This window comes from Alishewanella sp. HL-SH06, from assembly GCF_052656265.1.
The window spans coordinates 31,705-46,752 of record NZ_CP199752.1 but is presented as its reverse complement, the minus strand read 5'-3'; the positions used below and the strand labels follow the sequence as shown (position 1 = coordinate 46,752).

The following is a 15,048-nucleotide window of genomic DNA, read 5'->3' as shown; positions in this document are numbered from 1 at the left end:
TAAACTAAAAAAACCTCCGACTTGTCGGAGGTTTTTTTATAGGTTAAACGAAAAGTTTAAAGTTTATCGTGGATAGCTTGCAGATCATCTACGCTAAAGTGATAAGACTTATTACAGTATTCGCATGACATATCCAGCCCACCTAGGGCTTGCTGTTCTGCCACTACATCACGGCCTAAGCTAAATAAAGCGCTTTCACACTTTTGCTTCGAGCAACCACAGACAAAGCTAATCGTTTGGCTAGGAAACACTTCAACCTGTTCTTGATGGTACAAGCGATAGAGCATGTCATTAGGCGGCAGGTCTAACAGCTCCGTTGCGGTAATCGTATCGGAAAGGGTGACTAAATCTTGAAAATCCGCTCGCGCTTTATCAGGCTCAACCGGTAATACTTGTAACATAAGTCCGGCGGCACGGCTTTTCTCGCCAATATCGGTGAATAAATAGAGGCGGGTAGGCAACTGCTCTGATTGATGAAAATACGCTTCTAATGTTTCGGTGAGGCTATTCCCTGTCAACGGAATAATGCCCTGGTAGCGTTCGCCTTGAGTGGGAGTGATGGTGACTATTAGATAGCCATGCCCAATCAGTTCGTTAAAGCTGTCGCCTTGTAATTCCGCTTGCATTCGCACTACACCACGGAACTGTTGAAGGTGATTGCCGTTTACCGCGGCGAATTTAACTGGGCCATCACCTTGCAGCTGAACAGCAATTTCGCCTTCAAACTTTAAGGTAGCGGTGAGTAAGCTGGTCGCCATAACCAGTTCTGCCAGTAATTGCTTAACGGGTAATGGATATTGGTGATGTTCTAACATGTGTTCTAGGCTGTCACTCGCATAAGCTAATTCACCGCGAACATGTTTTTGTTGAAATAAAAAACGTATCAATGCATCCGAAGCCATGCTGGTTTCTCTCACTGCTGGGATTTTAATAATAATAATTGCCGCCGCTCTTTCTTATCAGGTTTGGTATCCGGATGCGGTGCAAATAAAGAGTTAGTTTTACGTAATTCCGCGCGTTCTGCGCGCCGCTGCGTACTTTCAGCGGTTTCTTCATAAAGTTGTTGTGCCAAAGGTGCGGCTAAACGCTTTTCAGTTAAGCCGGTCACGATCACAATTTTTTCATCTACACCTTGCGCTAAACGAATGGTTGCACCAATCTCAACTTGACGACTTGATTTACAGCGTTGGCCATTGTAATGAACCTTTCCACCGTCGATCATGTCTTTAGCTAACGCGCGTGTTTTATAAAAGCGGCAGCCCCATAACCACTTGTCTAAGCGAATGTTCTGCGGCGCTTTTTTATCAGTGTGATGTTGAGTTGTCATCTTTTACCTGTAAATTGTTCGACCATGGTAGATTATTTTACGTATAGACAAAGGTTATCACGAGTTGAGTTGACTAAAAACCATAGCTACCCTGATGGTCGGTTTGGCTATTATAGTGGAAAAGTTCCTTTTGGCTTACAATCAGCGTTATTTTTATGGTTATAAGTTTGTAAATAAGCACGGCAAAGCTTGTTGATGCCGTTGCAACTCAGTAAGATGCCTTAAGCTTAATATCAGGATGAGAGTATAAATTTGAGTTTCTCAATGTCCCTTCTTCAGTTGCCTACGCAGTTAAAAAAGCTGCCGTTACGGCCGTTTCGCAGTGCCTTGAATCTGTTGCTGCTGTTGATATTAGCATGGCTTCTCGCAAAATTGAGTTGGCAGTTACTGCCATCGCCCACCTCGCCCGCTTTAATGGTGTCGAGCAGTGCTAGTAACGGCAACGTTAATCATGAAGTACCGCAAGATTTAAACAATTTAACGCGCTACGCGCTATTTGGTGAGGCGGCACCCGAAACAGCCGCGCCAGTGGCGGTTGTCACGGAGGCGCCAAAAACACAATTAAATGCCAAATTAACGGGCTTAGTGGCTGTGCCCGCTAAGCCTGAAGCCGGGAGTGCCATTATTGAGCAACGCGGCACAGAGGTAACTTATGCTGTTGGTGATAATCTTGAGGGTACCCGTGCTAAATTGCACCAAGTGTTAGATGATCGCGTATTGCTGGAAATTAATGGCCGCTATGAAACGTTAATGCTGGATGGTGTCGAATTTACGCGCATCGCGCAAGCAAATGCCGGCTTAGGCCGTGAAGATAATGCCGATGCCTATGCCGTAGAAGAGCCCATAGTGTTAGCGCAACCTATTGCGACAGGGTTTAATACACCTGAAGTGCAGGCTCGCCGTGACGAGATTATGGCTGAGCCGATGAAGTTTTTCGATTATGTGCGGGTGACACCGGTACAACGAGATGGACAGCTTGCGGGTTATCGATTGATGCCAGGCAAAGATATTGCCATCTTCCAACAGCTTGGTTTTTTAGAAGGCGACCTGGCTGTTGAGATTAATGGTGTGGCGCTAAACGATATGCAACAAGCGTTGCGTGTAATAAATGATATCCGCGATGCCACTGAAGCATCGGTAAAGGTTGAACGAGATGGCGAAATCAGAGATATTCTGTTTAGTCTGTCACAATAATATAATGATAAAAATTGGTTAATCTCTCATGAAATCAGGCTTTTTCCTCAGGAACAAAGGGCGCACTCTTGCCAGTATGATGTTAGCTGCGTTGCTCAGCTTTTCAGTGGCTGCAGATAGTGACATTAAGTACTCGCCAAACTTTAAAGGCACCGACATTAATGAGTTTATTAATATCGTCGGTATGAATCTGAAAAAAACCATTATTGTTGACCCGCAAGTGCGGGGTCGGATCAATGTGCGTAGTTACGATATGCTGACCGAAGAGCAGTATTATCAATTCTTCCTCAATGTGCTGGAAGTATACGGCTTTGCTGTTGTCGAAATGGACAGCGGCATTATGAAAGTCGTGCGCAACAAAGATGCGAAGACATCCAATATACCGGTAGTGGGGGATGATGACCCTGGCTTTGGTGATGAAATGGTGACGCGGGTGGTTCCGGTGCGTAACGTCTCGGTTCGCGAATTAGCCCCCTTGCTACGGCAGTTTGTTAACCAGGGTGGTGGTGGCCACGTGGTAAACTACGACCCTTCTAATGTTATTATGATGACGGGCCCTGCTGCCCTCGTGGCGCGCTTGGTTGATATTATTCAACGCGTGGATAAAGCGGGCGATCAGGAATTAGAAATCCTGAAATTGAATTATGCCTCTGCTGCCGAAATCGTTCGTATTTTAGAAAATATCTATCGTTCACAGAATCGTGGTGAACAACCTGATTTCCTTGTGCCGAAAATTGTCGCAGATGAGCGTACTAATAGCGTTATTGTCAGCGGCGAAGCGCAAGCCCGTGAGCGCGTGATTGCGTTGGCCAAACGTTTGGATGCGGAATTACAAACCAGCGGTAATACCCGAGTGTTGTATCTGAAATACGCCAAAGCTGAAGATCTCGTGCCAGTGTTAAAAGGCGTAAGTGATTCTATTGTCGCTGAAGCGCAAGGTGCACAGCAACCGACACCGCAAACGGCACGACGCAGTGGCGGTCGTGAAATCAGTATTGAAGCGCATCCAGATAGCAATTCTTTAGTGATAACAGCGCAACCCGATATGATGCGCTCTCTCGAAGATGTCGTAAGGCAATTGGATATTCGCCGTGCGCAGGTGCTAGTTGAAGCGATTATAGTCGAAGTGTTTGATGGCACGGGCACCGATTTTGGTGTGCAATGGTTAAATGAAAATGGCGGTGGCACCAACTTTACCGGCACGAATACGATTCCAATCGTGAATATTGCAGCGGGTGCGGCACAAGCGTCACAAATTACTCGCGGAAATACCACACAATCTCGTGATCCTACCACCGGTGAATTAATTACTACCACAACTGCTGATACTAATCGTGACTATACACAGCTAGCCACTGCTTTGCAGAGCCTGAATGGCGCTTTGTTAGGGTTTTATAACGGTAACTGGGCTGCTATTTTACAGGCCGTTCGCACCAGTACTAACTCTAACGTTCTGGCCACGCCACATATCACTACCATGGACAACCAAGAAGCGATTTTCTTAGTCGGTCAAGAAGTACCGGTGATTACAGGTTCAACCGTTGGCTCTAACAATACTAATCCTTTTCAACAAGTACAGCGCCAAGAAGTAGGTATCAAGTTAAAAGTTACCCCACAAATTAACGAAGGCGATGCGGTACAGTTAGTGATTGAGCAAGAAGTATCCAGTATTGGCGGTACTACCGCGGTTGATATCACGATTAACAAGCGTGAAATTAAAACTACCGTGATGGCCGATGACGGCGCCACCATTGTACTGGGTGGGTTAATTGACGAAGACGTGCAAGAAAGTGAATCAAAAGTTCCGCTGTTAGGCGACATACCTATTCTGGGGCATTTATTCAAATCAACCAGTGTCAGTAAGCGTAAACGAAACCTAATGGTATTTATTAAAGCGACCATTGTCCGTGACGGTAGCGCTATCAGTGGCATTAGTAAGCAAAAATATAACTTTATTCGTGCTGAGCAATTAAAGCGCGAAGAAGAAGGTATTCGCTTAATGCCGCTGACTAATCAAGCTGTGCTGCCTGAATGGGACGAGTCGTTAAAATTACCGCCCAGTTTTAACGAATATATTGAGCAGCAAAACCGATCTGCTGTTGATGGGAAGAAAGAACAATGATGAGCGATGTCGCCGACCTGGAAATAACACCGGTCAGCAGCAAAATCCGCTTACCGTTCGGATTTGCTAAACGCTATGGTGTGTTATTGCAGCAACAATCGCAAAATTGGGTGCTGTATGTGCAGCCGACAACGACGCCACAAGCTTTGCTTGAGGTGCGCCGTTTGTTGGCAGAGCCTTTTACAGTACAAAAGCTGGATGCTGCAGCCTTCGAGGCATTGCTCGAAGCTTCTTATCAGCGCGATTCTTCCGAAGCACAGCAATTGATGGAGGATATTGGTAACGAGGTCGATTTGGCTTCACTTGCTGATGAAATTCCTGAAACAGAAGATTTGCTAGAAAACGAAGATGACGCACCGATCATTAAATTAATTAACGCGATGCTCGGTGAGGCCATCAAGCTAGGCGCGTCAGATATTCATGTAGAAACCTTCGAAAAAGCCTTAATTATTCGCTTTCGGGTTGATGGGTTATTGCGGGAAGTGCTGCGACCACATCGGCGTTTATCCAGCTTATTGGTATCGCGCATTAAAGTTATGGCCAAGTTAGACATTGCTGAAAAGCGTTTGCCTCAAGATGGTCGTATTAGTTTACGTATTGCCGGTCGCGCAGTGGATGTGCGCGTATCCACCATGCCATCGAGTCATGGCGAGCGTGTGGTACTGCGTTTACTTGACAAAAATAACTCGCATCTGAACTTAGCCGATCTGGGAATGACCCCTGCGGTAGAGCAGCTATTCTCGCAACTTATTTTAAAACCGCATGGCATTATTTTGGTCACCGGCCCTACGGGTTCCGGTAAAAGTACTACGCTGTATGCCGGTTTAACCGAAATTAACACTAAAGATCGGAATATTCTTACGGTAGAAGATCCGATTGAATATGAATTAGAGGGTATTGGCCAAACTCAGGTGAATAGCAAAGTGAATATGACCTTTGCTCGCGGTTTGCGTGCGATTTTACGACAAGATCCCGATGTGGTGATGGTTGGTGAAATTCGCGATCTTGAAACGGCACAAATTGCCGTACAAGCCAGCTTAACCGGTCACTTGGTCTTGTCGACTTTACACACCAACACCGCTGCAGGTGCAATAACGCGTCTTGAAGATATGGGTATTGAAGCCTTTTTACTGTCTTCGAGTTTACTCGGCGTGCTCGCGCAGCGACTGGTTCGTACTTTATGTCCGCACTGTAAAGCTGAGCATGTGCCAGATAAAGAAGAACGTCATTTACTCTCGGCCAATAAAAAAGAAGACTTGCTAATTTATCGTGCCACCGGCTGTGAGCACTGTAACTTTAGTGGTTACAAAGGCCGTACCGGCATCCATGAACTGATTGTGGTTGATGATCAGATGCGAGAGATGGTACATAACGGCAAGGGCGAGCAACATATTGAAAAATATGCACGACAATTCAGCCCCAGTATCCGCAGCGATGGCTTTAGTAAGGTGTTAGCCGGTATTACAACGTTAGAAGAAGTACTGCGGGTTACCCGTGAGGATCTGTAATGGCGGCCTTTGAATATCAAGCCTTAGATGCATTTGGTAAAAAAGCCAAGGGGGTATTAGAAGCTGATAATGCTCGTCAGGCGCGACAGCTGTTGCGTGAGCGTAAGCTAACGCCTTTGACCGTTGAAGTGGCCTCACAGCAAGAAAAAATGCTCGCGAGCGGTAAAAGTTGGTTGAAACGCAAAATATCAGCAGCCGAGCTGGCACTGATCACACGGCAAATTGCGACCTTAATTGCTGCAGCCTTGCCGATTGAAAGTGCCTTATTGGCGGTTGCCGAGCAGTGTGAAAAGCCGCGTTTAAAAAATATGATGATGTCGGTGCGCTCTAAAGTTGTCGAGGGTTATAGCCTCGCCGAGGGCTTAGCCGAATTTCCACACGTGTTTGACCATCTCTACCGCTCAATGGTGGCGGCGGGCGAAAAATCTGGGCATTTGGACCAGGTACTTAATCGCTTAGCTGATTATACCGAGCAGCGGCAACATATGCGTAATCAGATCATTATGGCTTCGGTTTATCCGATCGTTATGGTCGTGGTGTCTTTGCTGGTTATCGGTATTTTATTGGCCGCAGTCGTCCCCAAAATTACTGAGCAATTCGAATATATGGGGCAACAATTGCCTGCCCTGACCCGATTTATGATTAATGCCAGTGAGTTTACCCAAAGTTACGGTGTGATTATTGTCGTAGCGCTGTTGTTGTTACTGGTAGGTTGGCAACGATTATTACAACGGCCTGCATTTCGGTTGCGCTATGATCGGCGTATTCTTAGGGTTAAAGTGATTGGCCGCATCGTCAACAGTGTAAACACTGCGCGGTTTGCTCGTACGCTCAGTATCTTAAATGCCAGCGGCGTGCCGTTGTTAGATGCTATGCGCATTAGTGCTGATGTGTTAGCCAACAGTTACATGAAGCAAAGCGTGGCCGAAGCTGCGGCGAGAGTGCGTGAGGGGACATCATTAAAGTCAGCTTTAGAGCAAACTAAACTGTTTCCACCGATGATGCTGCATATGATTGCCAGTGGTGAAAAAAGCGGTCAACTAGATTCAATGCTAGGCCGTGCCGCTGATACTTTAGATCGTGAATTTGAAATGACCATGACCGTATCGTTAGAGATTTTTAAACCTTTAGTGGTTATCGTGCTAGCGGTGGTGGTGTTTCTGATTGTATTGGCAATTTTATTGCCGATTTTAGAGCTTAATAACATGGTAGGAAAATACTAAATGAAAAAGAGTGCCGGTTTTACCTTGCTGGAAGTGATGGTGGTTATCGTCATCCTAGGATTGCTTGCCAGCTTTGTCGTGCCAAATTTAATGGGTAATCAAGAAGAAGCTGCTCGTCAAAAAGTTGTGGTGGACATTCAACAATTAGAAAATGCCCTAGATATGTACCGCTTGCGCAATAGCTTCTATCCCACCACGGAGCAAGGGTTAGAGGCCTTGGTCACAGCACCCACCTCGCAACCGGTGCCACGTTCTTACCCTGAAGATGGCTTTATTCGTCGTTTACCCAAAGATCCTTGGGGTGAAGAGTATATTTTGATTAGCCCTGGCCAAATGGGTCGCTTAGATGTGTTTAGTAAAGGACCCGATCGAGTTACTGGTACGGATGACGATATCGGTAATTGGAATTTAGACGGTAGCAATTCAGGCAATAATTAATGCGGCGTGCTGCGGGCTTTACTTTATTGGAAGTGATGCTGGTGATACTGTTAATCGGCATCCTGGTATCAACGGTAGTACTGAGTTTTGGTAATGACTCAGTGCAAGACCGTTTAGACAAAGAGGTAAATCGCTTTCAACAAGTGTTTCAGCACTTTGCTGAAACGGCTGAATTGCAGCAGCAAGAATGGGGCCTAGTAGTCACAGAAAACAGTTACGCTTTTGTGTTATACAGCGATGATGGTTGGCAGTGGGTTGAAACCCCGACGGCTGCGGCAGCCTATCAATTACCTAGCGGCCTGTTATTGCAGTTAGAGCTAGAGGGTTTGCCGGGCGCTGAGCAAAATTTGTTGAGTGAGTTAGAGTTTGACACGCCTGAGTTAACAGAATTAGCTGAAACGGCGGCTGAGCCACCGCTACCCAAGGTTTTTATGTTGTCGTCCGGCGAAATCAGCCCGTTTCGATTACAGTTTCGATGGCGTGAAAATGGTGAAACCTTAGAGCAAACGGTCGGCACCGATTTTAGTATTCCGTTAATACGTTTTGAATTAGGTAATCGTTAATGCGCCAGCGTGGTTTTACTTTATTAGAGCTCTTAGTCGCGCTAGTGATTTTTGCCACCGCGGGTGTGGCGATTATGCAAGCTAGCACAAATCACATGCGCGCTTTACTGCAATTAGAAGAGTTAACCATTGCCAGTTATGTCGCGAACAATCAATTGCAACAAGCACAATTTTCGCGTACTTGGCCTCCGCGTGAGTTAGAACAAGGCGAAGTCGAGATGGCAAACCGCACCTGGCGTTGGCAAATGCGTGCCACCACAGTGCCGGATCAAGACTTGCGGGAGTTGACGGTCAGTGTACGTTTAGAGCAGCAGCCCGACGTGGTGATATATCAGCTGAAAACCTATGTTGGACGGCTTGATGAATAACCGTGGATTCACGTTTTTAGAAATGTTGTTGGTGATGGCGCTTTTTGCCATCGTCGGTTTATCTTCCGTAGCCGTTTTAAGCACCGTGACGCAAAGCGATGCTGTCTCTAAGTTATCTATCGCCCGTTTGCAACAATTACAACGCGCGATGCTGTTGCTAGAGCGCGACATTATGCAGATCAGCCCTCGCTATGTGCGCATTGAAGGTGATGCACCGCAGCAAGAGCGGTTGTGGGGTGAGCAGTATTTGCTTGAAAGTGAAGATCATGGCGTTAGTTTTACGCAGCAAGGTTGGCGTAATCCGGGTATGTTATTACCGCGCAGTGAAGTGCAAGCGGTGGCTTATCGTTTACAAGATGGTCAGTTACAACGCTTGTTTAATGTCTATGTCGATGCCGTTAATAATACCGAGCCACAACAACAAAATTTATTAGCAGAGGTTGAGCAATTTCAACTGACGTATTATAGCGCAGGCGAGTGGGAAGAGCGCTGGCAGCATCAATATTTGCCAGAAGCGATAAAAGTACGCATTAAGCAACGCGATTTAGGTGAGTTAGAGCGGATCTTTGTGTTACCCAATGCGCTGTGGCGCAAGGGGGGATTATGAGCAAATGCCAATCGCAACAGGGCGTTGCTTTAGTCACCGTTATTATGATTGTGGCCATCATCACTGTGCTGGCCGTTGGCATGAGTAGCCGTTTGCAATTGCAATTGCAACGTCAGCAAAATTTACAACAACAACAACAAGCTTTTTGGTATGGCATGGGCGCAGAAGCCTTTGCCCGCGTGTTGTTACGTCGCTCCTTAGCGGGCGCGGAGACGGTGCATTTAGGCCAAGATTGGGCTGCGCAGGGCGCCAGTTTTATGGTTGAAGATGGTCAAATTGCCGGTGAAATACAAGACTTACATAGTTGTTTTAATTTAAATGCTTTGCAACAGCAACCGGATCGAACTCAGCCAGGCCAATTGCAGCAAACGTTAGCTCAGCGTAGTTTTCAACGTTTGTTAGAACAAGTCGTGCCAGAGCTGAGTATGCCTGCAGAATATTTAACGGCTCGGGTGAGTGATTGGTTAGATGCCGATAGTTTGCTCAATACCGCTGGCGGTGCTGAGCAAGATGATTATGCCAGTTTAGCTTTTCCCTATTACACCGCGAATAGTTTGTTTGTGTCGGTATCCGAGTTGCGATTGATGCTTGATTTAACACCGGCAGATTATCAGTTACTGCTGCCTTATGTTTGTGTTGTGCCAGAGCAAGCTGAATGGTTGTTAAACGTGAATACCTTAACCGAAGAGCGCGCGGCCTTATTAATGGCGTTGCTACCGGAGTTAACTGAAGCACAAGCACAAGAAGCCATCTTATCGCGACCAGAAGAGGGTTACACTGATGTGGACAGCTTTTTGCAAAGCAGCGCCTTGGCCGGTTTAACTGTGCCAGATGATGTGAAAAAAGTACTGACCGTTAAGTCTGATCACTTTACACTGCTAGCAACCACTGCCTACCTAGAAACCGGTTTTCGGCTGACTGTGGTATTCAAACGAGAAGAAAATAATGCAATCAAGGTATTGGCTCGGCGTTTTGGAGGCCAGGGATGAATGAACACATAATTATCAGGCTGGGTAGTCAGCCTGAGCAAAGCATCAGTTGGTTGGTCTGGGCGCCGTTAACGCAAGAAGTGATCGCGAGTGGCGAAATTGCTGCTGTCAGTGAATTACCGCAACTCGCTGCAAGGCTGGGCTCTGCTCGTGCCGTGGTGGCTCTGGTACCTGCGGCCGATGTGTTACTGAAAAAAGTAGCGTTACCAGCAAAACCGAACAAGCAACTGCTCCAAGCTTTGCCTTATATGCTAGAAGAAGAGCAAGCCGAAGATATTGATAAACTTTATATTGCGCTGGGTAAGGTAGAACAGCTAGCCGAACAATATTGGCAACAAGTGGCCATTTGTCAGCGACATCGACTAGAGCAATGGCTAGGTTGGTTACAAGAGGCTGGCTTTAAGGTAGTGCGCTTGGTGCCTGATGCTTTATTGCTGCCCGCTACCCGATTACCTTGTTGTATTGAGTTACAGCAACAATGGTTACTGCGGCAAGATGAGTGGCAGGCAACCTCAATTGAAAGCGGTTGGTGGCCAGATTATTTGGCTTTAGCTCAATTGCCGCAAGTGCTCAGCTATAGCCCATGGCCAGCACATGTGCAGCATTTGCATGATACAGCAGCGCCTGAGCTACCTTTAGCCTTGCTCGCCAAAGGCCTAAACGAAACCGATTTTAATCTGTTGCAAGGTTCATATGCACCAAAGCGTGCACAGAATCGTTATTGGCAACAATGGAAATTAACGGCGATGATCGGCGGCCTATGTTGTTTACTGTATTTTGTGCAGCTTGGCACAGAAGTATATCAACAAAAACAACAGTTAGCGGCGACAGAGCAGCAACTGCGTGCCTTGTATCTCGAGACTTTCCCGAATGATCGCATTGTCAATTTGTCTAGGCAAGTACGGCAGAAACTGCAAACCGTAGGTGCTGGTAAGCAAGAGCCGCATTTCTTAAATTTATTAGCGGTTCTACAGCAGCGGTTAGAAAAGCTTCCTGATTTGAAATTAGATTCGCTTCGCTACGATGCATCTCGGCAAGAATTACGTTTTGGTGCCAGTGCCGCCGGCTTTCAGAGTTTTGAGCAATTAAAATCGCAACTAGAGCAGGCCGGCTATCAAGTCGAACAAGGCGCACTGAGTAACGATGGTAATCGGGTACAAGGCTCAGTTGTGATGCGAGGTGCAGTATGAAGCAACGCTTTTTTCAATGGTGGTATGGCTTAGCGTCACGTGAACAACGCTTAGTATTAATTGCAGTGCCTTTAGTAATACTGGGGGTTTTTTATTGGTTAATCTGGCAACCGTTACATCAGGCTAAGCAGCAAAATGTGGTTGCTTTACAACAAATGCAACAACAGTTGATCGCTTTACAACAAGCTAAGCCGCTATTACAGCTGGGCGATACCAGCCCAGAACGCGTGGGGGGCAGTTTAGCGCAGATTATTAGTAATAGTGCACGTAGTTTTAATATTCGGGTCAGTCGGATGCAACCGCAAAATGATCAGTTGCAATTGGTGCTAGATGATATTGCTTACGCACAATTATTACCGTGGTTACACCAATTACAGTATCAAAATGCGGTGCGTTTAGTCAGTTTAGACATCGGCGTCACTGATAAACCAGGTATCGTTCGCGTGCGCAGAATGGTTATTGAGTAGTATGAAAAAATATTGGAAGTATGTTTTAGTTTGTTTGCTGGCTTATAGTGTTTTTATGTTAGTTCTAACGCCAGCCAGTTGGTGGCTACGCTTAGTGCCCTTACCGGCTAATGTGCAGCTAGGCACGGTTACTGGCACATTATGGCGCGGCGAAGTACAAGGTATCGCTTATCAAAACCTCGTGTTGCCGACATTAGAATGGCAACTCGCGCCATGGTCATTATTCACGCTGCGAGCCAAAGTTAGCTTTCAAGCCGGCAGTGTGCAGCAAGAGCAACAGCCTTACATGCAAGGCACTTTGATTGCAGGTTTTAGCGAGATGCAATTGCAGCAATCCTTATTAAAAATGCCTGTGGCAACCGTGGTGCCGATGTTGCAATTACCGCTACCCGTGCAAGCGACGGGGAATTTGCTGTTGCAAATAGACCAACTTAATTTAAAACAAGGTGCGTGTCAGCAATTGCAGGGCCAAGCGTCATGGCTTGATGCCAAGTTACAACCGCTAACAGGGCAATGGCTAGATTTACAGCAATTGCATGCTGATCTCAGCTGTGAGCAGGATCTGCCGGTGCTGGTAACCGATGCCAATAACGTGCTGTCTTTAGATATTCGCGCGAGTATCAAGCCAAGTGGTCGTTTGACGGTACAGGGCAGCCTAAAACCGTCGGCCGACTTACCCGAAGAGGTGCATCAAGCGATGCGCTTTGTCGGGCAGCCGGATGCGAATGGCCGTTATTCATTAAACTTTTGATGGCGGCTCTCATAAATAGCCGGTAGCAGTTGGTGGTAATCGGTAACCGCAGCATAGTCACTGAAGTTATTATGCGGTTTTTGACTGTCTGGGTTAGCCACCGCCAATAGATGCTTAATACCAAACTGCTCTGCGGCTTGTAAAATGACTAAGCTGTCATCGACGAATAAGGTTCGATTAACATCAAAACCTAACCGTTGTTGCAGTTTTTGCCAGAGCAGTTGGCTTTCTTTCGTTACGCTAAACTCATGCGTCGAGATTAACTCTTCAATGTAGTTAGCAAGCTCAGTGCGTTCGAGCTTTAAAGACAAGCTGTCCGGATGCGCATTAGTCACCAGCACAATATGTCGCCCGGTGGCTTTTAGGGCAGTGAGAAAAGCCGGCACATCTGCGCGCATTTGGATTTTATTGATAATTTCACGCTTTAATTCGGTGATCGGTAATTGCAGTCTTTTGCCCCAATAGTCGAGGCAGTACCATTCTAGTTTACCTTGCAAACGTTGGTATTCTTCTGCCAATTCAGCCGCCGCTTGCTGAGGGCTGATACCGCTAATTTCAGCCCAGCGCAGGGGTAAATGCTGTTGCCAAAAGTAGTTATCAAAGTGCAAATCGAGCAGGGTGCCATCCATATCGAGCAAGACGGTGTCGATTTCTGACCATTGCAGCATAGGTTTTTCCTATTAATCGTTTTATAGTAGTGTCTGATGTTAAGTTTACCAGAGAGCCCAGTATGACGCAGCGTAACAGCGACAAACAAAAACCAGAAATTCTTGCGCAGGAAATTGTCGCTCAAAGTCGATTGTTTAAAATTGAACAATTAGAGTTACGGTTTAGCAATGGCGTAGAACGCACTTACGAAAGAATGCGTGGAAGTAATCGTGGTGCAGTAATGATTATTGCTTGCCCTGATCCCAATAACTTTTATCTGGTCCGTGAATACTCAGCAGGCACCCATGACTATCAACTTGGTTTCCCCAAAGGCTTGATTGATCCTGGTGAAGACGTGGTAACAGCGGCTAATCGTGAACTCAAAGAAGAGATTGGTTTTGGCGCGAAGCGCTTCGTGCAATTAAAATCTCTGGCTTTAGCCCCAGGCTATTTTAATGCTACAATGCACATAGTATTAGCCTTCGATTTATATGTGGAGCGTCTGGCTGGCGATGAGCCAGAGCCACTGGAGCTAGTGAGCTGGTCACGTCAGCAAACGGATTTATTGCTGCAACAGGCCGATTTTACCGAAGCACGCAGCGTAGCTGCCTTGTTGCTGGCACAACAGTATTTGGAAGCGAATCCGGATGTTTTTAAGCAAACTGCTGGAACCTGTAAAAACGACAGCCCGTGAAGCGGGCGCTATTTTGTGGGAAATGTACCAAACTGGTAATTTTACCGAACAACAAAAAAGTGACAGCAGTCCGGTCACCACCGCTGATTTGGCGGCTAATGCCCATATCATTGCACAACTATCGGCCTTAACGCCCGATATCCCGATCATCTCAGAAGAAACACATCTGGTTCCTTTAGCGCAGCGTTCTGATTGGCCACGTTATTGGTTAATTGATCCTATGGACGGTACGCAAGAATTTGTGGCTCGTAGTGGCGATTTTGCCGTGAGCATCGCTTTAGTAGAACACGGCTGGCCAGCGCTAGGGGTGATTTACTGGCCAAAAGAAGACGTTATTTATTATGCAACGCGCGGCAATGGTGCTTTTAAGCAGCAGGCAAACTTAATTAAACGCATCGCTGTACATCAACATCAAGCCGGTGAACAGCTGCGTATTGCGGTAAGTCGACGCCAACCACGACAACCGATAATTGATTTGCTCAGTGTGACACAACAGGTCGAGTATATCCCGTTAGGTAGCTGCTCTTTAAAAAGCTGTTTGGTTGCTGAAGGAAAAGCCGATTGTTATTTACGGTTAGGCCCAACCGGTGAATGGGATACGGGCGCGGTGCATGTCATCGTTGAAGAGGCCGGTGGTAAAATCCTCGACAGTCAATTTGCACCGCTGAGTTACAATCAGCGTGAAACACTGGCCAATCCGGATTTTATGGTGATAGGTCAAGCTGCGGCTCCTTGGTCAGACTTAATCCGCGCAAAAAGTACTACGCGGATCCTGTAATTAAATTACCAAATCCTGTAAGTAAGCAACAGGCTGCAGCCCTTGCTGTTATTGGCTTACAGCCCGATTGCTTGTCAATAATCGCTATCTTTTATGTTTGAAAAACGCTATGCTAATCAGGTGTTTTTTGAACAAATTTCAGCCGTTTGTTCAAAACGCAACAAAATTTAAATAGTCCGCT

17 protein-coding genes are annotated in these 15,048 nt (G+C 46.4%); 14 read left to right on the top strand and 3 right to left on the bottom strand.

What is annotated here, in order from left to right; all coding sequences use genetic code 11:
- Positions 1-56: 56 nt before the first annotated feature.
- Positions 57-902, bottom strand: a complete 846-nt coding sequence (hslO, locus tag ACUJFK_RS00250; protein WP_445425712.1) for an Hsp33 family molecular chaperone HslO — start codon at positions 900-902, stop codon at positions 57-59.
- A gap of 11 nt (positions 903-913) precedes the next feature.
- Entirely contained in the window at positions 914-1,327 is a 414-nt protein-coding gene (gene hslR / locus ACUJFK_RS00245) for a ribosome-associated heat shock protein Hsp15 (protein WP_226751321.1), read from the bottom strand.
- A gap of 264 nt (positions 1,328-1,591) precedes the next feature.
- Between hslR and gspC the strand changes: the two genes are divergently transcribed.
- Genes gspC through ACUJFK_RS00185 form a run of 12 tightly spaced genes read left to right on the top strand, consistent with a single transcriptional unit; the run spans position 1,592 to position 12,747 of the window.
- Positions 1,592-2,521, top strand: a complete 930-nt coding sequence (gene gspC / locus ACUJFK_RS00240) for a type II secretion system protein GspC (RefSeq protein ID WP_445425711.1) — start codon at positions 1,592-1,594, stop codon at positions 2,519-2,521.
- A gap of 28 nt (positions 2,522-2,549) precedes the next feature.
- Complete coding sequence (gspD, locus tag ACUJFK_RS00235) at positions 2,550-4,643, top strand: type II secretion system secretin GspD (RefSeq protein ID WP_226751319.1); 2,094 nt, start codon at positions 2,550-2,552, stop codon at positions 4,641-4,643.
- Complete coding sequence (gspE, locus tag ACUJFK_RS00230) at positions 4,640-6,151, top strand: type II secretion system ATPase GspE (protein WP_371930761.1); 1,512 nt, start codon at positions 4,640-4,642, stop codon at positions 6,149-6,151. Before gspD ends, gspE begins: the two co-directional genes overlap by 4 nt.
- A complete protein-coding gene (gene gspF / locus ACUJFK_RS00225) occupies positions 6,151-7,374 on the top strand; it encodes a type II secretion system inner membrane protein GspF (protein ID WP_306178573.1) in 1,224 nt (407 codons plus the stop codon). The genes gspE and gspF overlap by 1 nt, the downstream gene beginning before the upstream one ends.
- Complete coding sequence (gene gspG / locus ACUJFK_RS00220) at positions 7,375-7,812, top strand: type II secretion system major pseudopilin GspG (protein WP_226751317.1); 438 nt, start codon at positions 7,375-7,377, stop codon at positions 7,810-7,812.
- The gene (gene gspH, locus ACUJFK_RS00215; protein WP_445425710.1) at positions 7,812-8,375 is read left to right on the top strand and encodes a type II secretion system minor pseudopilin GspH; all 564 of its coding nucleotides are present in this window, start codon (positions 7,812-7,814) and stop codon (positions 8,373-8,375) included. The genes gspG and gspH overlap by 1 nt, the downstream gene beginning before the upstream one ends.
- Positions 8,375-8,743, top strand: a complete 369-nt coding sequence (gene gspI / locus ACUJFK_RS00210) for a type II secretion system minor pseudopilin GspI (RefSeq protein WP_226751315.1) — start codon at positions 8,375-8,377, stop codon at positions 8,741-8,743. Before gspH ends, gspI begins: the two co-directional genes overlap by 1 nt.
- A complete protein-coding gene (gspJ, locus tag ACUJFK_RS00205; protein ID WP_445425709.1) occupies positions 8,736-9,350 on the top strand; it encodes a type II secretion system minor pseudopilin GspJ in 615 nt (204 codons plus the stop codon). Before gspI ends, gspJ begins: the two co-directional genes overlap by 8 nt.
- Positions 9,347-10,339, top strand: a complete 993-nt coding sequence (gene gspK, locus ACUJFK_RS00200) for a type II secretion system minor pseudopilin GspK (protein WP_226751313.1) — start codon at positions 9,347-9,349, stop codon at positions 10,337-10,339. The genes gspJ and gspK overlap by 4 nt, the downstream gene beginning before the upstream one ends.
- A complete protein-coding gene (gene gspL, locus ACUJFK_RS00195) occupies positions 10,336-11,529 on the top strand; it encodes a type II secretion system protein GspL (protein WP_226751312.1) in 1,194 nt (397 codons plus the stop codon). Before gspK ends, gspL begins: the two co-directional genes overlap by 4 nt.
- Positions 11,526-11,996, top strand: coding sequence for a type II secretion system protein GspM (gene gspM, locus ACUJFK_RS00190; protein ID WP_226751311.1), 471 nt, complete (start codon positions 11,526-11,528; stop codon positions 11,994-11,996). Before gspL ends, gspM begins: the two co-directional genes overlap by 4 nt.
- Before the next feature lie 55 nt (positions 11,997-12,051).
- A complete protein-coding gene (locus tag ACUJFK_RS00185; protein ID WP_445425708.1) occupies positions 12,052-12,747 on the top strand; it encodes a type II secretion system protein N in 696 nt (231 codons plus the stop codon).
- Here ACUJFK_RS00185 and yrfG read toward each other — a convergent pair.
- Positions 12,729-13,415, bottom strand: coding sequence for a GMP/IMP nucleotidase (gene yrfG / locus ACUJFK_RS00180; RefSeq protein ID WP_445425707.1), 687 nt, complete (start codon positions 13,413-13,415; stop codon positions 12,729-12,731). The two genes, ACUJFK_RS00185 and yrfG, sit on opposite strands and share 19 nt — an antisense overlap.
- Positions 13,416-13,477: 62 nt before the next feature.
- Between yrfG and nudE the strand changes: the two genes are divergently transcribed.
- Together nudE and cysQ are read left to right on the top strand one after the other, a co-directional pair.
- Complete coding sequence (nudE, locus tag ACUJFK_RS00175) at positions 13,478-14,089, top strand: ADP compounds hydrolase NudE (RefSeq protein ID WP_226751308.1); 612 nt, start codon at positions 13,478-13,480, stop codon at positions 14,087-14,089.
- Entirely contained in the window at positions 14,043-14,867 is an 825-nt protein-coding gene (cysQ, locus tag ACUJFK_RS00170) for a 3'(2'),5'-bisphosphate nucleotidase CysQ (RefSeq protein ID WP_306178568.1), read from the top strand. The genes nudE and cysQ overlap by 47 nt, the downstream gene beginning before the upstream one ends.
- Positions 14,868-15,048: the final 181 nt, after the last annotated feature.